This window comes from Paraburkholderia phenazinium (assembly GCF_900141745.1).
Lineage (GTDB): Bacteria > Pseudomonadota > Gammaproteobacteria > Burkholderiales > Burkholderiaceae > Paraburkholderia > Paraburkholderia phenazinium_B.
Genome location: NZ_FSRM01000001.1, coordinates 4,413,012 through 4,437,833, shown reverse-complemented (window position 1 = coordinate 4,437,833; position 24,822 = coordinate 4,413,012). Strand labels below are relative to the sequence as shown.

Sequence of the window (24,822 nt, the reverse complement as noted above, 5' to 3'; positions counted from 1 at the left end):
ATGAGAACCGCGGGTAGCCGTTGAGCGCTTGGGTCAGTTAGCCAGGGATCGTCAGTTCTTGTAAAGCGTGCTCGACAGATAGCCTTGCCGCAATTCGCGCAGGGCCACCGACAGGATCGCGCTAACGGGCAACGCCAGCAACACACCGAAGAAGCCGAATAGCTGGCCGAACGCGAGCAAGGCGAAGATCACGGCGAGCGGATGCATGCCGATGCGTTCGCCGACGAGGCGTGGCGTCAGGAAGAAGCTCTCGAGAATCTGCCCGACGCCGTAAATCACCGCAACCGCGCCGAAGCCATACCAGTCGCCGAACTGCAGCAGCGCGGCGACAAGCGCCAGAGCGAGGCCGGTGGCATAGCCGATATACGGAATAAAGACCGCGACGCCGGTGAAAATGCCGATCGGCAGCGCGATCTCGAAGCCGGCGATGGTTAGTGCGATCGCGTAGAAGACGGCCAGCACGGCCATCACGAGCAGCTGGCCGCGCAGGTACTGGGAGAGCATCCGATCCATGTCGCGGGCAAGCTGCACGGTCTTTTCGAGCCAGCGGCGCGGCACGAAGCCCTCGGCGCGCTCGAGCATGCGGTTCCAGTCGTACAACAGGTAGAACAGGACCAACGGCACCATCACGACGTTGCCGATCACGGTCATCATGACGTTACCGCTGGTGCGGATCGAGGTCCATGCGTAGAGGGCGACGGTTTGCGCGCTGCCTTCGAGCTGATTCATCACGAGATCGCGGATGCTGGCGAAGTCGAGCGAATCGGCGAGGCCGAGCAGGGCCAGTTTGGGTTGCAGCCAGGCGCTAACGTGCGTGAACAGCACGGGTACCTGCAGTTTGAGTTGCGGACCTTCCTTCTGGATCACGACCAGCACCAGCAGGATCATGATGGTGAGGAGCACGGTGAAGACCAGCATCATCAGCAGGGCGGCGAGGGCGCGCGGCACGCGCCGGCGCACCAGCCACGCGACGCCTGGCTGGAGGATGTAGGCGAGGATGGCGCCGAGCAGGAACGGCGTGAGCACCGGGCTGAGCAGCCAGAGCAGGATGCCGAGGCCGAGCGCGATAGCGACCCAGATGAAGGCGCGGCGCTGATACGGTGTCAGAATCGAGGAGTTCTGCTGCAAAATGGATTTCCTGAGGTACGACGGGGGTGAATATGTCCGACCAGGTGGCTGACAGCTCTGCATGGGACCAGAGTAGGCGCTGAAGCGCCAACTCTGGATCGGCATCGGGTAAAATCGCATTTTACCGACCTTCTTGCTCCTCCCCATGAATCAACCGAAATCCGCCCCTGACGCTCAAGGTCTGTCGTATCGCGACGCCGGCGTGGACATTGACGCGGGCGACGCCCTTGTCGACGCGATCAAGCCCTTTGCCAAAAAGACGTTGCGTGACGGTGTGCTGGGCGGCATCGGCGGGTTTGGCGCGCTCTTCGAGGTGCCGAAAAAATACCGCGAACCGGTACTCGTCTCGGGCACGGACGGCGTCGGCACGAAGCTGAAGCTGGCGTTTCACCTGAACAAGCATGACACGGTTGGCCAGGATCTGGTGGCGATGAGCGTCAACGATATTCTGGTGCAGGGCGCCGAGCCGCTGTTCTTCCTCGACTACTTCGCCTGCGGCAAGCTGGACGTCGGCACGGCATCGACGGTCGTGAAGGGCATCGCACAAGGTTGCGAACTGGCTGGCTGCGCGTTGATCGGCGGTGAAACCGCGGAAATGCCGGGCATGTATCCGGATGGCGAATACGATCTGGCCGGGTTTGCGGTTGGCGCGGTCGAGAAAAGCAAGATTATCGACGGCAGCACGATTACCCCGGGCGACGTGGTGCTGGGTCTGGCTTCGAGCGGAATTCATTCGAATGGATTCTCGCTGGTGCGCAAGATCATTGAGCGGGCGCAGCCGGATCTGTCGGCGGACTTTGACGGCCGTTCCCTGGCCGATGCGTTGATGGCGCCTACGCATATCTATGTGAAGCCGCTGCTTTCGCTGATGGAGCAGGTTGCCGTGAAGGGAATGGCGCATATCACCGGCGGTGGGCTCGTCGAAAATATTCCGCGAGTTTTGCGGGATGGGTTGACTGCTGAGCTCGATCATCGGGCCTGGCCGTTGCCGCCGCTGTTCTCGTGGTTGCAGAAGCATGGTGGTGTGGCTGACGCGGAAATGCACCGCGTGTTCAACTGCGGGATCGGGATGGTTGTTGTGGTTGCTGCTCAGGATGCAGATAAGGCTATTGGTCTTTTGGCTGCCGCCGGTGAGCAGGTTTGGAAGATTGGCTCTGTGCGTAATAGTGCCGAGGGTGAGGCGCAGACTGTGGTTGTTTGATTTTTTTGGCCTGCGCGGCGCTTTGGTGGTTGCTCTCGCTGCTTGGGCTTTTCCTTGCATTCCTGATGGTCTATTAGCGTCGCCCCGCACAGGGGCAACACAAGCAAACCGATAAGAATGCAAGGAGAGGCCAGCCCCAAAAGAAAAAAACCAAGGCGCCGCAGGCAAACCCTCCGCCTTAGGGGCAAAAAAATCACCGCCCAATCACCCCCTCAACAACCCCCAAAACCTGCTCAACCGAATCCCCCGCACAGCAATCCACAACGACCCGTTCGCTCATCCCCCGCAGCCAGGTAAGCTGCCGCTTACACAACTGCCGGGTAGCAAAAACCCCCTTATCCCGCATGGAAGCAAAATCCCCAACACCATCGAGATACTCCCACGCCTGCCGATACCCCACACACCGCATCGACGCCAACCCCGGATGCAAATCCCCCCGCGCCCGCAGCCGCTCCACTTCATCAATAAACCCGGCAGCCAGCATGGCATCAAACCGCTCAGCAATGCGTGCATGTAAAACACTGCGATCTGAAGGCTCCAGCGCCACCGGTACAAAACGCCACGGCAACGCCAAATCGTCAACCTGAGAAGGCGCAGCCAACAACTCGGACATCGGCCGCCCCGTCAACGTGAACACCTCCAGCGCCCGCTGGATCCGCTGCGAATCATTCGGTGCTAGCCGAGCAGCTGTGACCGGATCGACCTCCGCCAGCCGCGCATGCAAAGCCGGCCAGCCATCACGCAACGCCTGCGCATCGAGCGCGGCCCGCACTTCGGCATCAGCCCCCGGCAGGTCGTTCAAACCCTGTGTCAACGCCTTGTAGTACAGCATCGTGCCGCCCACCAGCAACGGTACCCGCCCACGCGTCGTAATCTCACCCACCAGTCGCAACGTATCCGTGCGGAATTGGGCGGCGGAGTAGGCATCGGCGGGATCGACGATGTCAATCAGATGGTGCGGTACGCGCTCGCGTTCTTCCGCCGTTGGCTTCGCCGTGCCGATGTCCATCTCGCGGTACACCAGCGCTGAATCCACGCTGATGATTTCCACCGGATGTCGCGCGGCCAGTGCCAGCGCAGCGGCGGTCTTGCCGGAGGCCGTCGGGCCCAGCAGGCAGACAATCGGAGTGACAGGGCGTTGCGTCATGAATGGCGGACCCGCAGCGCCTGCGGCTGCGGTAATAACGTGGCGGCGCGCAGAGTCATTGCCCGCGCATGAACAGTCGATCGAGGTCCGATAGCGTCAGCTGATACCACGTCGGGCGCCCGTGGTTGCACTGGTCCGCGCGCTCGGTTGCTTCCATCTGGCGCAGCAGCGCGTTCATTTCATCCAGCGTCAGACGCCGGTTCGCGCGCACCGCGTGGTGGCAGGCCAAGGTACCAAGCAGTTCGTGCTGACGCTCGGTCAGGACCCGCGAGCCGCCGTATGCGTGCAGATCGGTCAGCACCGCCCGGGCCAGCGCCTGGAGGTCGGCGTCCTTGAGCAGCGCCGGGACCGCGCGGATCGCGAGTGTCGTCGGCGACAGCACCGCCAGATCGAAGCCGAGTGCATCGAGCGTCTCGCGCTCTTCCTCCACCGTGCCGATTTCGACCGGGTCGGCCTGCATCGACAACGGAATCAGCAACGGCTGCACCGCAATCGCCCGGTCGGCCAGCGCATTCTTGAACTGCTCGTACAGGATCCGTTCGTGCGCCGCGTGCATGTCGACGATCACCAGCCCCTGGGCGTTCTGCGCCAGCACATAGATGCCATGGATCTGGCCAAGAGCGAAACCAAGTGGTTGTTCATCCGCGCTGTGAAATGCCGCGTTGCCGGCTGACGGCGGGGCGAAGAACGATGGCGTATCCGCACCGGAATCGCGTGCTTCCAGCGTGGTCGTGCCCTGCGCTGTCCCGACGCCGTTGTCCTTGCGGCCGCCGAATAATGCGTCGTAGAGCGCAAGCGGTTGAGCGACCGGCAGCGTGCCTTGAGTCATGCGTGCCTGACGCAGCCACGTGTTGCCCGCCTGGGCTCCAAAACCATTACCGCCGATGTTGCTGCTCCCGCCGGCGCTACCGCCCAAGCCATTCGCTCCGTACCCTGCGCTGCTAGCGCCAAGGCCGCCACCGGCGCTCCCGCCGGCGCCCGCACCTAAGCCACCACCGCCTGCTGCGGCTCCAAACGGCCCCGAACCACCCAACACCGGCTCAAGATGCGCAGCATGACCACCCGCGGTGGTCTCCGGCGACGCTCCTGCATGCCGTGCCAGCGCCCGCTGCACGGCGTGGAAGACGAACTGGTGGATCGAGCGCGAATCGCGGAAACGAACTTCGATTTTCGACGGGTGCACGTTCACATCGACGCCCTCAGGGGGCAGGTCGAGAAACAGCACATACGACGGGTAGCGATCGCCGTGCAGCACGTCTTCGTAAGCGGCGCGTACGGCGTGCGTCAGCAGCTTGTCGCGTACGAAGCGACCGTTGACGAAGAAGTATTGCTGATCGGCCCGGCCGCGGCTGGCGGTGGGCAGGCCGGCGCAGCCATAGACCGCCAGCGGTCCGGCCGATTCGTCGAGCGGCAGATGAGCCGTGGCGAAGGTCTCGCCCATGATCTTGCTGACGCGAGTGGCCGGATCGCTGGCGTTCCAGTGTTCGACCGCGCGGCCGTTGTGCAGCACCGAAATCGCTACGTCTGGCCGCGCCAGTGCGGTGCGGCGGATCATTTCGAGGCAGTGGCCGAGTTCGGTCTGCTCGCTCTTCAGGAATTTTCGGCGCGCGGGCGTATTGAAGTACAGCTCGCGTACTTCGATCGTCGTACCCTGCGTACCGGCCGCTGGGCTCAGCACGCCGGTTTGCGCTTCGATGCGCATCGCGTGCCGCGCTTCGGCCGTGCGGCTGGTGATGAACAGCTCCGACACCGACGCAATCGACGCCAGCGCTTCGCCACGAAACCCGAGCGTACCGACGGCTTCGAGTTCGGCGAGCGTGCGGATCTTGCTGGTGGCGTGGCGCATCAGGGCGAGCGTGAGTTCGCCTTCCGGGATGCCGCAGCCGTCGTCGGTGATCGAGATGCGCTTGACGCCGCCTTCGTCGAGCAGGATGCGCAGCGTCTGTGCACCAGCGTCGACGGCGTTCTCCAGCAACTCCTTAACGACCGACGCCGGCCGTTCGACCACCTCGCCGGCGGCGATCTGGCTGATCAGCAGGTCCGGCAGAGGTTGGATGGCCCGCAACGGACGTAGGACGGGCGCCACAGCCTGGGCGGCGGGATCGACAGGCGTTTCGGAGAATTCGGACATGGCGAAATTATAGCGACTTGCCGGGAAGCGGCAGGTAACCCGCTACGTCCGCTGAGCGCGGACTCATCTCCCGCCTGCTTGCCGGCGTCCGGTGTGCGTCTCCGTCCGCAGTTTTTTTATCGTAGCCGGGCACTTTCGGTATCATGGCGCGGTCAATTTTCGGCGCCTTCGGGCCTCGGATCGTTGCCCATTTCATCTCATGGCACGACGGCCTGCCCATTCGGCCGCTCGCACCACTCGCTCAATAAGGGACGCTTTTGGACACGCTGCTGCAGTTCGTGAATCTTGTCTTGCATATCGACAAGTTTCTGGGGGTTTTCATTCAACAGTACGGTGCCTGGGTGTATGCGGTGCTGTTTCTGATCGTGTTCTGCGAAACCGGGCTCGTGGTGCTGCCGTTTCTGCCGGGCGACTCGCTGCTGTTCATCGGCGGCGCGTTCTGCGCGAGCGGCGAAATGAACCTCGGCCTGCTGATTCTGCTGCTGCTGGTGGCGGCGGTCGGGGGCAATACGCTTAACTATCTTATCGGCAGGGCGATCGGACCCAAAGTGTTCGACTCGCATATTCCGCTGCTCGAGCGCTTCCTCGATCGGGCAGCGCTGCAAAAGACCCACAACTTCTACGAAAAGCATGGCGGCAAGACCATCGTGCTTGCACGTTTTATCCCGGTGGTGCGCACGTTTGCACCGTTCGTCGCGGGCGCATCGCAGATGACCGTGAGCCGCTTCCAGTTGTTCAACTTCGTGGGTGCGTTGTTCTGGGTGCTGCTGCTGGTGCTGCTTGGGTACTTCTTCGGCAACATCCCGTTCATTCGCCAGTACCTGAACGTGATCGTGCTGGTCGGTATTGGCGCGGCGGTTGTGCCCGTGCTGCTCGGTGCACTGTGGAAGATGCTGCGCAAGCCCGCGCCCAAAGCGGGTGGCCGCTAGGTTCCAGCTCGCGACAGCAGAAGTAGCGCCCGCTCCGGAGTAGCGCTCGCGTCGGACTTAGTTCGCGGCGCGACGCACGAGTGGCGTTTCCGGCGTCGGGAAGCCCGCTTCGCGGAAGGTCTCGATGATGGCCCGGTTAGTGTCGAAGTAGACCTGCCAGTAGTGGTCGGTATGCGTGTACGGACGCACGCATAGCAGCGGACCTTCCGGTGTGAAGGAGAGCACTTCGATATCCGGCGCCGGACTGTCCGCGACGTTAGGAATCTTGACGATCGCCGCCCGCAGTCGATTAGCCGCGTCGATCGGATCGACGCCGTTAGCGATCTTCGCCGTCAGCTCGACCCGACGCACCGGCAAGACGCTGTAATTAGAGATCGTGTCGGAGAAGATCTTGTTGTTGCCGACGATCGTGGTGACGTTGTCCGGCGTGATGATGGTGGTGCCGAAGAGGCCTAGCTCCTGAACAGTGCCCGTAACGCCGCCGGCCATGACGAAATCGCCGACCTTGAAGGGGCGCAGCACCTGCATGAAGATGCCGGCCGCGAAATGGGCGAGCAGGCCGCCCCACGCCGTGCCGATGGCGAGACCGAGGCCGGCGAGCAGCGCTGCGAACGAGGTGGTCTGGACTCCGAACACCTGCAGGATCGCGAGGATCAGCAGCAGGTTCAGCAAGGCGCCGAGGATCGAACCGAGATAGTGCGCGAGGGTGGGGTCGACGCGTCCATTGCGCGACAGCAGCTTGCGTAGCAGGCCGGTGATCACGCCGATCACCCAGCGGCCAATAATCCACAGCACAATCGCGCCGAGGACCTTGGTGCCGAGGTCGATGCCTCGGGTCATGAGGAAGATGCGTACGGTGTCGAGATTCAAGATGGCCTCGCTCGGGTCGGTTGCGCGTGACTGATGACGAAAATACTTCGATTCAACACAGTAGATGCAATGCCAGATGAGGAGCGAGATCCTTTCACTCTCGGTCTTCGCAAGTTATAGCCGACGGCTCGCGCGTGCGCAAGGACCATTCCTGCCCGTATGCGAAATGGTTCGCGGGTATTAACGGCGCGCGTGATCCGCGCTATTGTTTCCCGCGAGTTTCCCGCGAAAGTTTCCCTTGAAATTGATTTAACGATTTGATGAGGTAGACCATGGTTCCAAACAGAGACGTTCATTTGATCCCGGCAAACCTCGCGGCGCTGCGGCCTACCCAGATGACGGTGGGCTATCGCGAGGTCACCTTGAAGCGCGATCACTGGAAGACGTTGAACAAGAAGGAGCGCAGCGCAGCAATCGACTCGCACTCGTTTCCTGCTGTGCTGGGGCCGGAGAAGCTTTACTACATCGTCGACCATCATCACCTCGGACGGGCGCTGCTCGAAGAGGGTGTCAAGCAAGTGAAGGTGATGGTGCTGAAAGATCTTTCCTGGCTCGACTTTGAGATCTTCTGGCGCATGATGGAACACAACCAGTGGGTCCATCCGTTCGGCGCCGACGGCTCGCGTTACGAATACGAACACCTGCCGAAGGAGATCACCGAAATGACGGACGACCCCTATCGCAGCCTCGCTGGCGAGCTACGTAATGCCGGCGGCTATGCGAAAGATGCGACGCCGTTCAGCGAATTCCTGTGGGCCGACTTTCTGCGGCCGCGGGTCCCGGCGAGCAAGATCGCGAAGAACTTCGCGAAGGCGCTCGATCTTGCGAAGGCGCTAGCCCATAAGCCTGAGGCGCGTTATCTGCCGGGCTGGTCCGGTGTGATCAAGGCCTGAGGAACGCGGGTGGTCCGATGCCGGTGCGACCGATGCGTTACTACATCGGCAGGTGGGACTCGGTGTAGGCCGAAGTCCGGATGACCAGTACGTCGTCGGTCTTGGCCTTCGCCCTGCGGACTCGCGTGCGGCTGGCGCAGTAAAGCGCTAGCGCACAGGCAAGTGCATAAGCGCTCGCACGCTCGACGAATGCGCTGGGCGTGCTGAATTGGCCGTAACGACTCCGTGCGTCTGCGAATACCAGAAAGGTCAAAGCCGCATCGAACACCAGGGCGGTCGACGCCAGCACGAGGTAAACATAGCCGCCGTTCAAGGCGAGATCCGGCCGGGCGAGATTGCATAGGTGACACGCGACCAGCAGCGTTGCGAGGATCACGAGGTTCGCGGTCAGATCGAACAGAAAGTTGCTCATGGTATCGGAATGAAAGCGCGGGTTTTTCGGCTGTGCCGTTGTGTGTGTCATGCTGACTGGGGCACTGCGCAACACGTTGTTGACTCACCGGGCGCGATCATTACATGTCTTGGTGTCTCGATAAACGAGAAACTTCGGAGTCCAATTGAGTTGGTTTTTCGGGGTGGCGTAGGTATATGCTGCGCTGGAGTGGGGCGCTCCTGCGGAAGGGATCCGGCTTTCTGTCAGAGTGAGGTGACGAGCGCTGTGGGTGCGAGATAGTGCGGCGGCACTAGTTTGATTGGATATCTCGAAGCGGTACCCGACGACGATTTACGCCGGCTTGCCGGGACCGGTCGAACGATTCTCCGGACTCTCCCTTTCGATTTGCAGAGAGAAGCGGCTTCGACAGCCCAAGCGAGTTTTGGCGATCTGCGCATTGCGCGCAGCCACTGGGTTAGACGAACCCGTAAACGGACAAAGGGTTACAGGCCCAAGGCCTGTAACCCTTTGATTTTTCTTGGTAGGCCGTACGGGATTCGAACCTGTGACCAACGGATTAAAAGTCCGCTGCTCTACCAGCTGAGCTAACGACCCAAAAGAGAAGCGGAATTATAGCGATACGGCGTGCCGCCTGTCAACCCGGCAGCTGTCGCGCCTCTCGCCGGAAAGCCCAGAGCAACGACTGCCCCGGGCTTTCCGGCGAGAGGCGCGCGTGACGTTTAATTCGACACTACGCGTTTGCTGCGAGCTGCAAATTACTTGATTTGCGACAACTTGCCTTGCGCCGACTGCGCGACGTCCGAGCTGCCGTATTGCGCCACGATCTGCTCGAGGGTCTTCTTTGCTGCTGCTTTCTGACCTTGTTCGAGCTGATTGTTGGCAATCGCGAGCAGCGCTTCCGGCGCACGCGGATGCTGCGGGTAATTCTTCACGACGCCTTCCCACGTAGCCGTCGAGCCCTTGTAGTCACGCAGTGCATACAGTGCGTTGCCGAGCCAGTACTGCGCGGTCGGCTGATAGGGGCTCTGCGGATACTTGGCGATGAAGCTGCGGAAGGAGGCCGCCGCACTCTTGAAGTCGCCGTTGCGGAACTGCGTTGAGGCCGCATTGAACGCATCCGTCTCGCCAGGCTGTACCGTGCCTTCTACACCATCCACGGTCTGCTGCTGCGGCTCGAATTTCTTGAGCCGCGTGTCGAGATCGGTGTAGTAGTCCTTCTGCTGCTTTTGCACTGTGGCGAGCTGGTTTGCCATGTCCTCGTTCTGTCCGCGAAGCGTCGCGACCTGCTGGTTGAGCTGATCGAGGCGGTTGGACTGATCGAGGATGGTCCGCTGCGCGGCCGACAACTGACTCGACAGGCTATCGGTCTTGGTACGCAGATCGAGAATCGCCTGACGGGCCTGGTCGTCGTCGAACATGCCGGCGTGAGCCGGCACGGCCGTCAGGGCCGAGCCCGCCACGCAGGCGGCTGCAGCAAAGCGCAGCCAGGAGAAACGTTGCGTCATACGGCTCATCACCTATTACTGTTGGTAGACGAGATCAGCGCGGCGGTTTTGTGCCCACGATTCTTCGTCATGACCGGTTGCCTGCGGCTTTTCCTTGCCCAGACTCACGGCTTCCATTTGCGAATCCGGCACGCCAAGCAGCGACAGCGCGCGACGGACAGCTTCAGCACGCTTCTGGCCGAGTGCCAGGTTGTACTCGCTCGTGCCGCGTTCGTCGGTGTTGCCCTGGATCAGCACGTGACGTTCCGGATGTGCCTTCAGATAACGCGCGTGTTGTGCCAGCAGCGACTGGTATTCGTCCTTGACCGAGTAGCTGTCGAAGTCGAAGTAGATGCTGCGCTTGGCGAGCGGGCTGTTCGGATCGTTCAGCTCGTCGACGTTCACCTGTGCGACTGCATTCGGGTTCGGTTGAGTTGATACAGCGCCGCCCTTATTGGCGTTCTCGTCGAGCTTGACGCCCGAATGACATGCAGCGAGTGCACCGACCAGCAATGCGGCAAATACGATACGAAGTTTAGACATCATTGTTACTCTCCTTGTGTGTTATTGCATAAACGGGCCCCAGGACGGCTCGCGAACGACGCCGCCCTGAACGGACAGGACCTGCCGAGTGCGACCGTCGGTCGATACTGCGGCCAACACGCCACGGCCGTTCACCTGTGTGGCGTAAAGAATGTACTGACCATTCGCCGCGAAGCTCGGCGATTCGTCATGTGTTGTGTCGGTCAGGCCGGTTGCGGAACCGGACTGCAAGTCCTGAACATACAGCTTGAAAGCGCCGCCCACACGCGAGATATAGGCGAGCTGCTTGCCGTCCGGGCTCACGCGCGGGCTCGTATTGTAGCTGCCCGTGAACGTGACCCGCTGGGCCGCTCCGGCGCTTTCGCCCTGGGCCGGCATCTTGTAGATCTGCGGTTGACCACCACGGTCGCTGGTGAAATAAATCCACTGTCCGTCAGGAGAGTAGTTCGGTTCGGTGTCGATCGAGCTGCCTTGAGTCAGCCGGCGCAGACCGCTGCCGTCCGCATTGACGGCGAAAATCTGCGTGTTGCCGGTGCGCGAAAGCGCCACAGCCAACGTGCGTCCATCCGGCGACCAGGCCGGCGCACTGTTATTTCCCTTCTGGTCCGAAACGATCACACGACGGCCCGTGGGCAGATCGTGGATGTAGACGATCGGCTTTTTCTTTTCGAAGGACACGTAGGCGACCTTCGTGCCGTCAGGCGACCAGGCGGGCGAGATGATCGGCTCGGGGCTCGACAGCGCGATGTGCGCATCCTGGCCATCCGAATCGGAAATCTGCAACTGGTAGCGGTTGCCGGTCTTGATGACGTATGACAGACGGGTGGCGAACACGCCGCGATCACCCAGCAGCTTCGCATAGATGTAGTCCGCGACCTTGTGCGCGCTCATCCGCAGGCCGCTTTCAGGGCTCACCAGCACGAGGCCGCCAAGGCTTTCGCCCTTGACCGTGTCGTACAGTTTGAAGCGCACTTCGTACTGGCCGTTCGGCAGGTGGTTCACGCTGCCAGCCACGAACGCGTTGGCGCCCTTGGCCTTCCAGCTACCCAGATCGACCGAATCGGTTTCCGAAACGGGCGCGCTGCCGGCGTCGACGTTGGTGAATTTGCCGCTGCGTTGCAGATCCTGGCGCACGATCGTGCTGACCTGTTGCGGCGAGTTCGCTTCATTGGCGAAATTCGCCGTCGCGATGGGGAACTGGGTAGCTCCGACGCCCGTAACGAGGACGTTAAGTTGGGCGTGTGCGGCGCCGCCCGCTGCAATCAGGCACGACGCCACCAATGTCCGCAGGCCTAGCTTGGTCATCAAAGTCATGCTGTATGGATTCCCAAAAAATACGATTTCTATCACGGTATGACAGCAGACAGACCGGGAAACTCTCAATTCGTTCCCGGAGACGCCCCGCTGGACGGGGCGTTGGGCCTGCTATCAACCAGCCGGGCGTAAGGTAATCTTGAAGCTCGACGGCGTTTTACCATCAACATCGACCGGCATCGGATCGGACGCCCTGACGGCTCGCTCAGCGGCTGCATCCCACTGGGGATTGCTGCTGGGACGGGTGACCGTCACGTCCAGTAGCGTGCCCGTAGGCGAGCAACGTACGGAAATTTCGGTTTCCAGACCTTGCGTATCACCCGACCAAACGATGTTGGGCCGCACGCGCCGTCTGACCTTGTCCGCATACCCCGGCGAAGTCGACGTGCCGCCAGAGCCACTACCGGTGCCGCTCTTCGCAAGACCGTTGCCCGTCGAGCCTTCGCCCCCGGCCATACCTTGCATCTGTGCAAGCCGCGCACGACGCTCCTGATCGAGCTTCTTCGCTTGCGCTGCGTCGGCCGCCGCTTTAGCCGCCTTCGCCGCCTTCTGCTCATCAGCCTTCTTTTGCGCGTCGGCCTGGGCCTGTTGTTGCTGCTCCTGCAGTTGCTGCTGCTTCAACTGATCCTGCTTTTGCTGATCAGCTAATTGCTGCTGCTTGAGCTTGTCAGCCTGCTGCTGTTGCTGCTTCAGCTTGGCGGCCTGAGCTTTCTGGGCGGCCAGCTGCGCAGCCTGGTCGGCGAGTTGTTGCTGGCGCTTCGCATCGGCCTCCTGCTGGGCTTGCAGCTGCTGCTGTCGCTGCTGTTCGGCAAGCTGGGCCTGGCGTGCGGCTTCCTGCTGCTGACGTTTCTTTTCCTGCAACGCAATATCCGCCTGTTCATCAGGCAGCGGCGGAGCAGGGGCTACCGGCACCGGAGGCGGCGGTGGCGGCCGCGGCGTCGTGACGTCGGGCACCTCCGTCCACAGTTCGGCTTCGGCGCCCGCGGGCGTGCTGTTCTGCCATTGAATGCCGTGGTACAGAAAGAACGCAAGCAGCGCATGCATCACCAGCGCGAGCGCGAACGCTCGCCAGGTACCGCGTTCACGCGGCGGCTGGAGCGGGTAAGTGGAATTCTTGCGGATCATTGCGATTTGACGAGCAGGCCAACGCGCTTGACGCCGCGAGCCTTCAGGTCGGACATCACGTTCATCACCGCTTCGTACTTCACCGTCTTGTCAGCGGCGATCACAACCGGCTGGTCCGGGTGCGACTGCTCGCGGTCGGTGACGAAGCTATCGAGATCCGCCCGCGTCATGCTTTCCTGCTGCATGGCGCCATTGTCGTCTTTATATTTGACGTTCATGTTGCCATCTGCGCGGATATTCACGACAACCGGCGGTGTCTGCTGTTGCGGAGCGGCCCCGCCGACGGTAGGCAGATTGACGATCGACGGTGCGACGAGCGGCGCGGTCACCATGAAGATCACGAGCAGCACGAGCATCACGTCGATATACGGTACGACGTTGATATCGGCCATCGCGCGGCGCGAACGGCTGCCGCGCATACTGGAGGAGCGACTGGAGGAACCGGCCATCGTGGACTCCTTAGTGCGCCTGACGTTGCAGGATGTTCGAGAATTCTTCGATGAAGGTCTCGAAGCGGATCGCCAGACGGTCGATGTCGTGCGCGTAACGGTTGTAGGCCACCACCGCCGGAATGGCTGCGAACAGGCCGATTGCCGTTGCGGTCAGCGCCTCGGCGATACCTGGCGCGACGTTGGCGAGCGTGGCCTGCTGGACGTTGGCGAGGCCGCGGAACGCATTCATGATCCCCCAAACCGTGCCGAAGAGACCGATGTACGGACTGACCGAACCCACCGAGGCGAGGAACGCCAGATTGGCTTCGAGCACATCCATCTCGCGCTGGAACGCGGCGCGCATCGCGCGGCGGGCGCCGTCGAGGATCAGGCCCGGGTCGTTAAGTCGCTTTTCCTTGCCCTTCAGGAATTCGCGCATGCCGGACTCGAAGATGCGTTCGAGCGCACCGATCGTATGGCGGTTGTTCGCAGCGCTTTGATAGAGCGCCTGCAGGTCGCCGCCGGACCAGAAATCGCGTTCGAAACGCTCAGTCTGCGCGCGTGCGCGGCGGATCGCAAACCACTTGCGGAAGATGAAAGTCCACGACAGCAGCGACAGCAGCAGCAACAGTGCCATCACTGCCTGGGCCAGCAGACTCGCATTAAGAACGAGAGAAATGATCGATAGATCTTGTGTAGTGTTCATATAGGTTCGCTGTAACGTCCCGGAAGGGGGCGTCCGGCTGCAAGGTCAGTCGAAGCTTGCCGTGAGGAAACCGGAAGCTTCGGCAGACCGCGGGCCGAACCATGCTTTGTGTTGCTTGATCGATACGAGTTCACTGGCCCCGTAACAACGATGTTCAACCGTTGTCCGTTGACACGTTGCACATACTTACATCGGCCCCTCGACGCAATGCGGCGAGGACAGATGCAGGAATCGCGGCAGGGCGCAGCGTTACCCGGTCGACGCAGCCGACCCGAATGGTCCCCGTAGCAAGCAGCGTGCCCTCGCGCCAGGCCTCCTGGAAGAAATCGACCGACGCGCGGCCAATTCGTTCGGGGCGGCTAACAATTTTGACGAGATCGTCAAGCCGGGCGGGCGCGAGATAGTCGAGCGCGGTGCTGCGTACGATGAACAGGGCGCCCGTTTCCTGCACCAGGCGGTCCTGCTCGACGCCGCATGCTCGTAGCCATTCGGTACGTGCCCGCTCGAAAAACTTCAAATAATTCGCGTAGAACACGATGCCGCCAGCATCGGTATCTTCGTAGTACACGCGAATCGGCCAGATGAAGCCGATTCCCGCATCGGGCTCGCTGGGGGACATATTCATGCGGCGCATTTTACCCGGAACGCAAAACCCCACGTTATTTCGTGGGTCAGTCCGGATAAGGCGGCCTTAGCCGCGATGCACCGATAACCCCGCAAACGACTGCGCGACGGGCATCAGTTCGATCGTGTTGACGTTGACGTGTGCCGGGCGCGTCGCGGTCCAGTAGATCGCATCGGCGATGTCCTCGGCGGTCAGCGGCTGCACGTTCTGGTAGACGTTGGCCGCCTTCTCGTCGTCGCCGCGAAAGCGCACGTTGGAAAACTCGGTACCCCCGCACAAGCCAGGCTCGACATCGGTTACGCGCAACGGCGTGCCGGCCAGATCGGCGCGCAGGTTCAGGCTGAACTGGCGCACGAAAGCCTTGGTGGCGCCGTAGACGTTACCACCCGCATACGGCCAGTTTGCCGCCGCCGAACCTAGGTTAAACACATGGCCGCATTTGCGCTCGACCATCCCGGGTAGCAATGCATGCGTGACGTGCACGAGCCCGGAGCAGTTCGTGTCGATCATGGTTTGCCAGTCGTCGAGGTTCGCGCGTTGCGCAGGTTCAAGGCCAAGCGCGAGGCCCGCGTTGTTCACCAGCACGTCGATCGCCGCAAAGCTCTCCGGTAGCGCGGCGGGCACGGCGGCGACGGCGGCACGGTCGCGCACGTCGAGTTCGAGCGGCAAAAGCGCGTCGCCCAGTTCGTCGGCAAGCGCCTGCAGACGGTCTTTACGGCGCGCGGTGGCGACGACGCGATGGCCGCCCTTGACGAAAGTACGGGCGATGGCAGCGCCGAATCCTGCGGACGCCCCGGTGACGAAGACGATCATTGCGTTTTCCTGATGGGGAGAGGGGAAAGTCGCCAAGCCTACTTGCAATGCGGCGCTGCGGCAAGAACGCCCTTGCCGCCAGTGGAGCGTCTCCGGGCGCGCGGAGGCGGCATGAGAGACCGGTGGGTCATTCGCGGCCGGGCCGTCCGCCTCGGCGGGCGTTACGGGTGCCGGGACGGCTCCTGCTCGTTGCGGGATTTCGTCTGATGTTTGCAGGGCGCTTGCCCCTGCGGGCCACGCGGCGGGCCGGTTGCCTATTCCAGGCGGTTCCAATAAACTAACGCGCTCATCCCTGCGTGACTGGCGATAGAACCAAACAGGTTCAAGGTGGAGCGTCCCACCGTGAAGCGCAGGGTGCCGTTTTGCCGTTCGCCTGGGCAGCCGTGATCCGCGCGCAGTCAATTGCGCCGCCGGTGGCTGTCCTGCCTCGCGTGTGCGGCTTATCTTCATCCGCCACGTCAGGGCTGGCACAGCCGCCAGCAGCGCCGCGTACCCACTACGCTTTCTGCACGAAATTCGGCGCACGATCCGGTCAACCTGAAAACACTCAACGGAATCCGTATGTTTGACAGAGCCCAAAGCACCATCGCCAACGTCGATCCTGAACTCTGGAAAGCGATCGAGCAGGAAAACCGCCGTCAGGAAGACCACATCGAACTGATCGCGTCGGAAAACTACACGAGCCCGGCTGTCATGGCTGCGCAAGGCTCGCAGCTCACCAACAAGTACGCGGAAGGTTATCCGGGTAAGCGCTACTACGGCGGCTGCGAATACGTGGACATCGTCGAGCAGCTCGCTATCGACCGCGTCAAGGAACTGTTCGGCGCTGAAGCTGCGAACGTGCAGCCGAATTCCGGATCGCAGGCGAACCAGGGCGTGTTCTTCGCCATGCTCAAGCCGGGCGACACGATCATGGGCATGAGCCTCGCGCACGGTGGCCACCTCACGCACGGCTCGCCGGTCAACATGTCGGGCAAGTGGTTCAACGTCGTCAGCTACGGTTTGAACGAAGCGGAAGACATCGACTACGACGCGGCTGAGAAGCTCGCTCAGGAACACAAGCCGAAGCTGATCGTGGCCGGCGCCTCGGCCTTCGCGCTGCGCATCGACTTCGAGCGTCTGTCGAAGATCGCCAAATCGGTTGGTGCGTACCTGATGGTCGACATGGCGCACTACGCCGGTCTGATCGCCGCGGGTGTCTACCCGAACCCGGTGCCGCATTCGGACTTCGTCACCACCACGACTCACAAGAGCCTGCGCGGCCCGCGCGGCGGCGTGATCCTGATGAAGGCCGAGTTTGAAAAGGCGATCAACTCGGCAATCTTCCCGGGCATCCAGGGTGGTCCGCTGATGCACGTGATTGCCGGCAAGGCCGTTGCGTTCAAGGAAGCGCTGTCGCCGGAATTCAAGGAATACCAGCAGAAGGTTGTGGACAACGCCCGCGTGCTGGCCGAAACGCTCGTGAAGCGCGGTCTGCGCATCGTCTCGGGCCGTACGGAAAGCCACGTCATGCTGGTCGACCTGCGTGCGAAGCACATCACGGGCAAGGCAGCGGAAGCGGCGCTCGGCGCGGCGCATATCACCGTCAACAAGAACGCAATTCCGAACGATCCGGAAAAGCCGTTCGTGACGAGCGGTATTCGCCTCGGTTCGCCTGCCATGACCACGCGCGGTTTTGGCGTGAAGGAAGCGGAGCAGGTGGGTAACCTGATCGCCGATCTGCTGGACAACCCGGAAGACGCGGCGACGATCGAACGCGTTCGCACGCAGGTCGCCGAGTTGACCAAGCGCTTCCCGGTCTACAAGTAAGCGATGCGCTGCCCCTTCTGCCGGCATGACGATACGCAGGTCGTGGACTCGCGCGTATCCGAGGACGGCGCCGCGATTCGCCGGCGCCGCCGCTGCCCGGCCTGCGACAAACGTTTTACGACGTATGAGCGGGTCGAGCTGGCGTTGCCGTCGGTCGTCAAGAAGGATGGCAGCCGCACCGAATTCGATCGCCGCAAGATCGTCGCGAGCATGCAACTGGCGCTGCGCAAGCGCCCGGTTGCGGCGGACGCGGTCGACGCGGCTGTCGCCCGTATTGAATACCAACTGCTGGGTAGTGGCGAGCGCGAAGTGCGCAGCGAGCGTCTTGGCGAACTCGTGATGAACGAGTTGCGTGCGCTCGACACGATTGCCTACGTGCGCTTTGCTTCTGTCTACCGGCGTTTCGAGGACGTGTCTGAATTCGAAGACGTCATCGAAGAGTTTCGCCGCGCGGCGACGCCGCCCAAGCCTACCCGCAAGCGCTGATTGTTCGCGCAATAGCATCTTTTATTCTCCCTGTAGTCGTCACCGACATTGTTGCGGGTGACGCCGCTCGTCCGCTACCTGGCCGTTCGGCAGATTGTCGACGCACTCCTGCTTGCGTAAATTGATCGCATTCTTTTGAAGTTGAGGAATGCAGATGAAGCAGGATGCAGATTTACCGCGCGTGGCCCGCGGTTTTACGTTGATCGAAACATTGGTCGTGGTTGCCGTGCTGGCGGTCATTGCGGTTATGACGACACCATCGTTCGTCGCGTGGCATACGCGCGACCAGGTCGATGCGCGTGCGCGAGCCCTCCTTTCGACGTTGTCATACGCGCGCAGCGAAGCCGTCAGGCGCGGTGTGCGTGTGACTGTGTGCCGGGTCGACGCGGCGCGGCACTGTCTTGCCTCCGGGCAAGCTTGCCGCACCGGATTGGCGGACTGGTCATGCGGATGGGCAGTGATGGTCGAGCGCGCTGGAACGCCATCGGTGTTACGTGCGCAGGCCGAACTGGCTGCGGTGAGTATTGCCGGGATCGAGACGAATCTCACGTTCACGCCGCCCTCCGGTCAGTTGATCGGCAGCTTCCGTAACTTCGACATCGCACCGCACGCCGCTTCGCGGGCGACACAAGGGCAGTCGTGGCGGCGCTGCATCCGTATCGCGGCGGGTGGACGGCCGCGCATCGTCGACGGCGCATGCGGAGCAACGTCATGAACGCTGCACAAGCCAGATGGTCGCGCGGCGCATCGCTGATCGAGGTCATGCTTGCGGTTGCGCTGACAGCAGTCACGGCCCTCGGCCTGATTGCGACGCAGTTATGGATTGCGCGAGACACACGTGCTGCAGCACTGCGGGAACACGCCGCACTTCTGTCGGACGCCTTGGCGGAAGCGGCACGCGCACCGGCAGATGGCGACACCGCCTTGCGACAGTGGAGCGATCGCACCGCGAGTCTGCTGCCGAAGGGCGACGCGTCGATCAGCGAGCACGGCGGGGGAGTCTCGTTCGCGCGCGTCATATGGTCGGCTGTGGCCAAGACGCCCGCATCGGTGCAGGTGATAGACAAGCCCGATTCGTGCGGCGATCTGCCGGTTGCCGCTGGACTGTCGTGTTCTGTCGTGGCGTTTGTCAAATGAAACTACGTGCCATTTTTCCGCGCGGCCATACGCTCGTCGAAGTGACGATTGCCCTGGCGCTGGGGCTCGTCGTGACCGCTGGCGCCGTTTCGCTGTATCGCTCGCAACGGGCAGCGTTTGGCGAAGCCGGCGACGCGCTACAGATGCGCGAAGCGGGTCTGGCAGCGCTTACGGTGATCGGTCAGCAGCTCCAGATGACCGGGTTCATTCCCGTTGACGCACCTTTGCCGCAACTCCGACCGACTCTGTTCGGATGTTCGTCTGCGAGGCCCACGGGCGCCGACGACAACCCCACGTGCGAAGCGCTGGCCAGTCGGTCGGACGGCATTGCGATTCGGTATGTCGGCGATAACGTTTCGACGTGGCCGTCGTCGACCGGGCAGTCGACCGATTGTCTCGGCCAGGCGGTGAGCATCGGCGACGCAGCATTCGGTGCGGGCCGCATGTTGATCGTCAATCGGTTCTATGCGAAGCAAAGCGGCTCGACGAGCGAATTTGAGCTGTATTGCGACGGCAACGGCAAATCCGGTTCGGCGCAGCCGCTGGTGGAGGGCGTCGAGCGTCTACGGATCCGGTATTGGCTCGCGGGCGCACAAAGCGCGCTGGATGCGTCCGCAGTCGCAACAGCCCAATGGGCGAACGTCGTTGCCGTAGACCTCTGCGTGCTGGTGCGCGGTGCACCGCAGGGCCGGCGCGTGCGTTACGTCGATTGCGACGGTGCGAGCGTCATCGGAACGGACATGCGCGCGCGGCAGGCCTTCTGGCGGCGTGTGGCGCTTCGGAACAACGAAGGCGACGCGTTATGACGACCTGCCAGTCAAACGACCCGGCGTCGGTGGAGCGGCCGCTGGCGCAAGCGTCGCTGCGCTTTCCCGGCCTACGCCGTGCCTCGCATATGCCCGATCACGGCGCGTCCACCCAACGCGTGCGCGGCGCAGCCTTGCCAATCGTCCTGTTGATCTCATCGATGATGCTGGTGACGTCGGCCGCCTCGTTCGAAGCCTCATTGGCGGCGTCGCGCTCCACGAACAACCTTCGGGAGACCTTGCAAGCCTTCCACGCCGCCGATTCGGCGCTTACCTTATGCGCCCGGGCGGTTCTGTCGGGCACGGCACCCGTCGTCGGTGGAATCGCAATCGCCGCCGAGCCAGCCGGATGGAAGCTCGAGCCGACCTTCTCCGCCGGAGCTTTTACACCAATTGCACAGTGGCCCGGCTCAGTCTCTCCCCCGCAATGCCTGGTGGAAGCCTGGCAACTGACAACGCGTCCCGAGGCAAAGGCGTATCTGCTAACCGCACGGGGATTCGGCCGCACCCAGGAGACGCAGACGTGGCTGCAACTGGAACTGGTCGTGGACGGCGAGAAGATCGAGCGGCACTGGCGGCGGGTCGCTGCACGCCCGTTTTAGAGAAGTAACGGTATGAATGAGCACTATTCACATGCGAACTCGAAAGCGCATCGTTCGGCCTTCAGGGCCTTCGATGCCGCCAAGGCTTTCACGCTGCTCGAACTGATCATTGCGCTCGCAATCGCCGCAATACTGGTGGTCTACGCTGTGCCGTCGTATCGCGGACATGTCGCCCGTTCGCATCGGGTCGACGCAGCATCGGCGCTTTATCGGGCCGCGCAGTTTATCGAAGCCGGCGCCCCCGGCGAGGTGAGTCCGCTGCCGGTCGGTCTGGATCAGGCGCCGCCTTTCGGGACAGCGGTCTACCGCTTGCGCACGCTTCCAGCAGACGAAACAAACGGTGGCTACGCGGTGGAGGCTAACCCCACAGAGACAGGGCCGATGAGCGACGACCCGTGCGGGAGTTTCATACTCGATGCAACCGGCTCACGGGCCAATCGCACCGCAGAGGGGGTGGCAACGGCAGACTCAGACGTCTGCTGGAATACGAGATAAGTCCATCGTCCTGAAGGGCCGCCATCCGGATCCAGCCAGTCACGAGCCGCCCGCGCCCGCCAGACGCCAGACTCAATCCACACGCTCGCCCACGACATCGCCCGTCGTCCGGCGCGACTCGTTCTTCATCTGTTGCCAGATGCGATACGCTTCCCATGCCGCCAGCCCAAGGCTGCCCCACTTGAGCACCGGCTTCGCGCTCGCCACGACCGTTGCCCGCAACGGCTTGGCAAGCAGCATCGAAGCAATCGAGCTGATCAGCGGATATTCCTTCAGCAGCGAGCCAATCCCCGCGCTGGCGCTCCGGGCTTTACCCCAGCGCATGCCGGCAAAGCCCGGCACGATGAACTTGAGCCAACTGAAGTGCGTCACCGCCTGACGCAAGTCGACCGTGGCCTGCGCGAGCTCCATGCGCTCGACGTCCGCGCGTACCAGCAGCAGTTCCTTGCGCAACGCGCGCAGATGCGGCGCGCTCAGATCGCGGGCGGCCGGGCGTTTGCTGCGAAAGGCGGTATCGGGGTGGCTGGGGCTCATGATGTCTGGCAGCAGGGGTAGTCGGGAGGGCCAACGGCGCTGGCGCGCCGTCGCCGGGCCTGGATCAGGATGTCACGGTTTGCGAAATATCTCGCGGTCCTTTTCGAACTCGGCGAGCGTGGCTTCGAACACCAACGGTGCATTGTGCAAACCGCTGCGCGCCTTTAGTGCACAGGCGACCGCCGCGATTGCATAGACGGCGGTAATGCCGGCCAGCGCCTGCCACCGGTAAGTGTCCCAAAAGGCGATCGCAATCAGCGCCGTGAGCGCGATCAATGCCATGGTGGCGAGCATCATGGCAGCGAGTCCGAGAAACAGCACGCCCAGAAGGCGGTCTTTTTCCTCGGCGAGTTCGATGCCGATCAGTTCGAGCCGCGTCTGCAAAATCGCAAACACGGAACTGAGGATGCGGCGCAATGGACTGTGCTCCACGCGCTGCGATTGATTGTCGATCGTCATGGCTTGAGCGCGTTGCCTGAGATGCGTGAGATGCGCCAGAAGAAGCGGACCGGCCATGGCTGCGCCGGTCAACCTGAGTCAGCGGCATGCCGGCAAAATCGCCCGGCAATACCGACTGTTTTTACTTGCGGTTGATCAGCAGGCCGACCAGAACACCAACGCCCGCGGCGATGCCGATCGAAGCCCAAGGATGCTCATGCACGTAGTCATCCGTTGCACGGGCAGCCTTCTTGCCTTTTTCGACCACCACGACCTGCACGTCAGCGGCCTTTTCCTTGGCCTGTTTCAGGCGCGTCAGCGCCGTTTCACGCAGTTCGGAAGCGCGTTCGCCGGTGGCGCTCGCGGCCTGTTTCAGCAGGTCTTCAGCGTCCGCGAGGACGGTTTTGATATCCGACATCAATCTCTCCTTGTTGACTTCCGACATTTACAGCTCCCATCTTGGTATGTCATGCGTGAATCGTAACCAAAGAAACGTCAGGTGGCGAGCGCAGCAGGCATATGCCGACTAACGCACGAACCATTCCCGGTTGATCCGCGGGCCGCCGAGCACGATTTTTTTGCTTCGTGCGCGCGCGTGGCTGGCCTCAGATCATGATGGAGTTGATCTGTCCCGCAAAGTTTCCTCTATTCCAGCGGAAATTACAAAAACTCATAAAGTTGTGACGCGATGTTCGTTCGTGGTGTACGCGCGCTCCCGTATGCTCTAAATTTGCGGAGTACCGCAGGCGTAAGCCTGAACGGACCGTCCAAACAAACTAAGGAGCATGCATCATGAGTCTACGTCTTGGCGACATCGCACCGGACTTCGAACAGGAATCGAGCCTGGGCCGTATCAAGTTCCACGAATGGCTGGGCGATAGCTGGGGCGTGCTGTTTTCCCACCCGGCAGACTTCACGCCTGTTTGCACCACCGAGCTTGGGTTGACGGCAAAGCTTGCCAGCGAATTTGAAAAACGCAATGTAAAGACCATCGCGCTCTCCGTCGACAACGCGGAATCGCACAAGGAATGGATCAAGGACATTAACGAGACGCAGGCCGCAAGCGTCGGCTTTCCGATTCTTGCCGATGGCGACCGCAAGGTCTCCGAGCTGTACGACATGATCCATCCGAACGCAAACGAGACGCTCACGGTCCGTTCGCTTTTCGTGATCGATCCGAAGAAGAAGGTGCGTCTGATCATTACGTACCCGGCCAGCACCGGCCGTAACTTTGACGAAGTGCTGCGCGTGATCGACTCGTTGCAGCTTACCGACAGCCATCAGGTGGCGACGCCGGGTAACTGGAAGCAGGGCGATGACGTCGTGATCGTGCCGTCGCTGAAGGACGAGGAAGTGATTAAACAGAAATTCCCGAAGGGCTACAAGGCACTACGTCCGTATCTGCGTTTGACGCCGCAGCCGAACAAGTAAGTCGCGTAAGTTCTACGGCAATGTAAAAGGCCAACCGCTTGCGGTTGGCCTTTTACGTTTGGAGATCAACTGGGCTGAACTCGCCTCTCCGCCGCAAGACGGTCAGAAGAACGCCTGTATCCCCGTCTGCGCGCGACCGAGAATCAACGCATGGATGTCATGCGTACCTTCGTAGGTATTTACAACTTCGAGGTTCACCAGATGCCGTGCGATACCGAATTCATCGGAGATACCGTTGCCGCCCAGCATGTCGCGGGCGAGCCGCGCGATCTCAAGCGATTTGCCGCATGAGTTGCGCTTCATGATGGAGGTGATTTCGACCGCCGCGGTCCCTTCGTCCTTCATACGACCGAGGCGCAGCACGCCTTGCAGCCCGAGTGTAATTTCGGTCTGCATGTCGGCGAGCTTCTTCTGGATCAACTGGTTAGCGGCGAGCGGCCGGCCGAACTGCTTGCGGTCCAGCACATATTGGCGCGCGGTATGCCAGCAGGCTTCGGCAGCACCGAGCGCACCCCAGGCAATGCCGTAGCGCGCCGAGTTCAGGCAAGTAAACGGACCCTTGAGGCCGCTCACCTTCGGCAGCATGTTTTCTTCCGGCACAAACACTTCGTCCATGACGATCTCGCCGGTGATCGAGGCGCGCAAGCCCACCTTGCTGTGAATCGTCGGCGCGGACAGGCCTTTCCAACCTTTCTCCAGAATGAAGCCGCGAATCGCGTCCTTGCCGTTCTCTTCGAGTTTGGCCCACACGACGAACACGTCCGCGATCGGCGAGTTGGTGATCCACATCTTTGCGCCAGAGAGTGAGAAGCCGCCGTCGACCTTCTTCGCCCGCGTGACCATGCTGCCCGGATCGGAGCCGTGATTCGGTTCGGTCAAGCCAAAACAGCCGATCCACTCGCCGGTGGCGAGCTTCGGCAGGTATTTGGCCTTCTGCGCATCCGAGCCGAATTCGTAGATGGGCACCATCACCAGCGACGACTGCACCGACATCATCGAGCGGTAGCCGGAATCGACGCGCTCCACTTCACGCGCGATCAGCCCGTAGCTGACGTAGTTGAGGCCCGGGCCACCGTATTCCTCGGGAATGGTCGGTCCGAGCAGCCCGAGTTCGCCCATTTCACGGAAGATTTCGATGTCGGTCTTCTCATGCCGGAACGCTTCCAGCACGCGCGGCTGCAGCCGGTCTTGCGCATAGGCTGCGGCGGCTTCGCGCACCATGCGTTCTTCTTCGGTGAGCTGCTGATCGAGCAACAGCGGGTCTTCCCAGTGAAACTGCGCGGCGTCGGCCATGATGCGTATCTCCTGAATCGAATCTTGAGTGACTTGAAACGCTTGACTTGAGTTCCG

28 protein-coding genes, 1 tRNA gene and 1 riboswitch are annotated in these 24,822 nt (G+C 61.9%); of the genes, 11 read left to right on the top strand and 18 right to left on the bottom strand.

All coding sequences use genetic code 11. From position 1 onward, the window contains the following. Positions 1-51: 51 nt before the first annotated feature. Complete coding sequence (locus tag BUS06_RS19885) at positions 52-1,128, bottom strand: AI-2E family transporter (protein WP_074265803.1); 1,077 nt, start codon at positions 1,126-1,128, stop codon at positions 52-54. Positions 1,129-1,273: 145 nt separating this feature from the next. Here BUS06_RS19885 and purM point away from each other — a divergent pair, with 145 nt between their 5' ends. Next, positions 1,274-2,329, top strand: coding sequence for a phosphoribosylformylglycinamidine cyclo-ligase (gene purM, locus BUS06_RS19880; RefSeq protein WP_074265802.1), 1,056 nt, complete (start codon positions 1,274-1,276; stop codon positions 2,327-2,329). 193 nt (positions 2,330-2,522) lie between these two features. Here the strand turns inward: purM and miaA are convergent, their stop codons facing one another. Together miaA and mutL are read right to left on the bottom strand one after the other, a co-directional pair. Next, positions 2,523-3,476 (bottom strand): tRNA (adenosine(37)-N6)-dimethylallyltransferase MiaA, encoded by a 954-nt coding sequence (gene miaA / locus BUS06_RS19875; protein WP_074265801.1) that lies wholly within the window; start codon positions 3,474-3,476, stop codon positions 2,523-2,525. 55 nt (positions 3,477-3,531) lie between these two features. Next, positions 3,532-5,607: a DNA mismatch repair endonuclease MutL gene (gene mutL / locus BUS06_RS19870; protein ID WP_074265800.1), complete on the bottom strand. Its 2,076-nt coding sequence runs from the start codon at positions 5,605-5,607 to the stop codon at positions 3,532-3,534. Positions 5,608-5,864: 257 nt separating this feature from the next. On the opposite strand from mutL, the gene BUS06_RS19865 reads away from it, so the two are divergent. Further along, on the top strand, positions 5,865-6,536 hold the full coding sequence (locus BUS06_RS19865; RefSeq protein WP_074265799.1) for a VTT domain-containing protein: 672 nt from the start codon (positions 5,865-5,867) through the stop codon (positions 6,534-6,536). A 57-nt stretch (positions 6,537-6,593) separates the two neighbouring features. On the opposite strand, the gene BUS06_RS19860 is transcribed toward BUS06_RS19865, so the two are convergent. Beyond that, positions 6,594-7,406 (bottom strand): mechanosensitive ion channel family protein, encoded by an 813-nt coding sequence (locus tag BUS06_RS19860; protein WP_074265798.1) that lies wholly within the window; start codon positions 7,404-7,406, stop codon positions 6,594-6,596. A 272-nt stretch (positions 7,407-7,678) separates the two neighbouring features. On the opposite strand from BUS06_RS19860, the gene BUS06_RS19855 reads away from it, so the two are divergent. Beyond that, a complete protein-coding gene (locus tag BUS06_RS19855; RefSeq protein ID WP_074265797.1) occupies positions 7,679-8,299 on the top strand; it encodes a ParB-like protein in 621 nt (206 codons plus the stop codon). Between the two features lie 40 nt (positions 8,300-8,339). Here BUS06_RS19855 and BUS06_RS19850 read toward each other — a convergent pair whose 3' ends face one another. The 10 genes from BUS06_RS19850 to ydfG all read right to left on the bottom strand — a co-directional run bounded on the left by BUS06_RS19850 (position 8,340) and on the right by ydfG (position 15,734). Next, positions 8,340-8,711 (bottom strand): hypothetical protein, encoded by a 372-nt coding sequence (locus BUS06_RS19850; RefSeq protein WP_074265796.1) that lies wholly within the window; start codon positions 8,709-8,711, stop codon positions 8,340-8,342. A gap of 500 nt (positions 8,712-9,211) precedes the next feature. Beyond that, a tRNA-Lys gene (locus tag BUS06_RS19845) sits at positions 9,212-9,287 on the bottom strand. A gap of 161 nt (positions 9,288-9,448) precedes the next feature. Continuing rightward, complete coding sequence (ybgF, locus tag BUS06_RS19840; protein ID WP_074265795.1) at positions 9,449-10,198, bottom strand: tol-pal system protein YbgF; 750 nt, start codon at positions 10,196-10,198, stop codon at positions 9,449-9,451. 15 nt (positions 10,199-10,213) lie between these two features. Further along, positions 10,214-10,723 (bottom strand): peptidoglycan-associated lipoprotein Pal, encoded by a 510-nt coding sequence (gene pal, locus BUS06_RS19835; protein ID WP_074265794.1) that lies wholly within the window; start codon positions 10,721-10,723, stop codon positions 10,214-10,216. Positions 10,724-10,741: 18 nt separating this feature from the next. Further along, on the bottom strand, positions 10,742-12,034 hold the full coding sequence (gene tolB, locus BUS06_RS19830) for a Tol-Pal system beta propeller repeat protein TolB (RefSeq protein ID WP_074265793.1): 1,293 nt from the start codon (positions 12,032-12,034) through the stop codon (positions 10,742-10,744). 114 nt (positions 12,035-12,148) lie between these two features. Continuing rightward, a complete protein-coding gene (gene tolA, locus BUS06_RS19825; RefSeq protein WP_074265792.1) occupies positions 12,149-13,159 on the bottom strand; it encodes a cell envelope integrity protein TolA in 1,011 nt (336 codons plus the stop codon). Beyond that, the gene (gene tolR / locus BUS06_RS19820) at positions 13,156-13,608 is read right to left on the bottom strand and encodes a protein TolR (protein WP_074265791.1); all 453 of its coding nucleotides are present in this window, start codon (positions 13,606-13,608) and stop codon (positions 13,156-13,158) included. The genes tolA and tolR overlap by 4 nt, the downstream gene beginning before the upstream one ends. Positions 13,609-13,618: 10 nt before the next feature. Next, the gene (gene tolQ, locus BUS06_RS19815) at positions 13,619-14,296 is read right to left on the bottom strand and encodes a protein TolQ (RefSeq protein ID WP_074265790.1); all 678 of its coding nucleotides are present in this window, start codon (positions 14,294-14,296) and stop codon (positions 13,619-13,621) included. Positions 14,297-14,450: 154 nt separating this feature from the next. After that, positions 14,451-14,930, bottom strand: coding sequence for a tol-pal system-associated acyl-CoA thioesterase (gene ybgC / locus BUS06_RS19810; protein ID WP_074265789.1), 480 nt, complete (start codon positions 14,928-14,930; stop codon positions 14,451-14,453). A 57-nt stretch (positions 14,931-14,987) separates the two neighbouring features. After that, positions 14,988-15,734 (bottom strand): bifunctional NADP-dependent 3-hydroxy acid dehydrogenase/3-hydroxypropionate dehydrogenase YdfG, encoded by a 747-nt coding sequence (gene ydfG / locus BUS06_RS19805; RefSeq protein ID WP_074265788.1) that lies wholly within the window; start codon positions 15,732-15,734, stop codon positions 14,988-14,990. A 286-nt stretch (positions 15,735-16,020) separates the two neighbouring features. Further along, a riboswitch (ZMP/ZTP riboswitch) is annotated at positions 16,021-16,120 on the top strand. A 175-nt stretch (positions 16,121-16,295) separates the two neighbouring features. On the opposite strand from ydfG, the gene glyA reads away from it, so the two are divergent. The 7 genes from glyA to BUS06_RS19765 all read left to right on the top strand — a co-directional run bounded on the left by glyA (position 16,296) and on the right by BUS06_RS19765 (position 21,069). After that, positions 16,296-17,543, top strand: a complete 1,248-nt coding sequence (glyA, locus tag BUS06_RS19795) for a serine hydroxymethyltransferase (protein ID WP_074265787.1) — start codon at positions 16,296-16,298, stop codon at positions 17,541-17,543. Positions 17,544-17,546: 3 nt separating this feature from the next. Then, positions 17,547-18,029: a transcriptional regulator NrdR gene (gene nrdR / locus BUS06_RS19790; RefSeq protein WP_074265786.1), complete on the top strand. Its 483-nt coding sequence runs from the start codon at positions 17,547-17,549 to the stop codon at positions 18,027-18,029. A gap of 148 nt (positions 18,030-18,177) precedes the next feature. Beyond that, positions 18,178-18,744 (top strand): GspH/FimT family pseudopilin, encoded by a 567-nt coding sequence (locus BUS06_RS19785; protein WP_074265785.1) that lies wholly within the window; start codon positions 18,178-18,180, stop codon positions 18,742-18,744. Continuing rightward, complete coding sequence (locus tag BUS06_RS19780) at positions 18,741-19,166, top strand: type IV pilus modification PilV family protein (RefSeq protein ID WP_254368881.1); 426 nt, start codon at positions 18,741-18,743, stop codon at positions 19,164-19,166. Before BUS06_RS19785 ends, BUS06_RS19780 begins: the two co-directional genes overlap by 4 nt. Further along, positions 19,163-19,972: a type IV pilus assembly protein gene (locus BUS06_RS19775; protein ID WP_074265783.1), complete on the top strand. Its 810-nt coding sequence runs from the start codon at positions 19,163-19,165 to the stop codon at positions 19,970-19,972. Before BUS06_RS19780 ends, BUS06_RS19775 begins: the two co-directional genes overlap by 4 nt. Next, positions 19,969-20,574 (top strand): pilus assembly PilX family protein, encoded by a 606-nt coding sequence (locus BUS06_RS19770; protein WP_429440186.1) that lies wholly within the window; start codon positions 19,969-19,971, stop codon positions 20,572-20,574. The genes BUS06_RS19775 and BUS06_RS19770 overlap by 4 nt, the downstream gene beginning before the upstream one ends. Before the next feature lie 12 nt (positions 20,575-20,586). After that, positions 20,587-21,069, top strand: coding sequence for a type IV pilin protein (locus BUS06_RS19765; protein ID WP_083611482.1), 483 nt, complete (start codon positions 20,587-20,589; stop codon positions 21,067-21,069). A 72-nt stretch (positions 21,070-21,141) separates the two neighbouring features. On the opposite strand, the gene BUS06_RS19760 is transcribed toward BUS06_RS19765, so the two are convergent. From BUS06_RS19760 to BUS06_RS19750, 3 genes are all read right to left on the bottom strand, one after another. Continuing rightward, positions 21,142-21,603 (bottom strand): DUF3318 domain-containing protein, encoded by a 462-nt coding sequence (locus tag BUS06_RS19760; RefSeq protein WP_074265782.1) that lies wholly within the window; start codon positions 21,601-21,603, stop codon positions 21,142-21,144. A 72-nt stretch (positions 21,604-21,675) separates the two neighbouring features. After that, positions 21,676-22,062, bottom strand: coding sequence for a phage holin family protein (locus tag BUS06_RS19755; RefSeq protein WP_074266206.1), 387 nt, complete (start codon positions 22,060-22,062; stop codon positions 21,676-21,678). 121 nt (positions 22,063-22,183) lie between these two features. Then, on the bottom strand, positions 22,184-22,486 hold the full coding sequence (locus BUS06_RS19750; RefSeq protein WP_008919742.1) for an ElaB/YgaM/YqjD family protein: 303 nt from the start codon (positions 22,484-22,486) through the stop codon (positions 22,184-22,186). 347 nt (positions 22,487-22,833) lie between these two features. Between BUS06_RS19750 and BUS06_RS19745 the strand changes: the two genes are divergently transcribed. Beyond that, on the top strand, positions 22,834-23,472 hold the full coding sequence (locus BUS06_RS19745; RefSeq protein WP_074265781.1) for a peroxiredoxin: 639 nt from the start codon (positions 22,834-22,836) through the stop codon (positions 23,470-23,472). 102 nt (positions 23,473-23,574) lie between these two features. On the opposite strand, the gene BUS06_RS19740 is transcribed toward BUS06_RS19745, so the two are convergent. After that, positions 23,575-24,765 (bottom strand): acyl-CoA dehydrogenase, encoded by a 1,191-nt coding sequence (locus BUS06_RS19740; RefSeq protein ID WP_074265780.1) that lies wholly within the window; start codon positions 24,763-24,765, stop codon positions 23,575-23,577. Between the last annotated feature and the right edge of the window lie 57 nt (positions 24,766-24,822).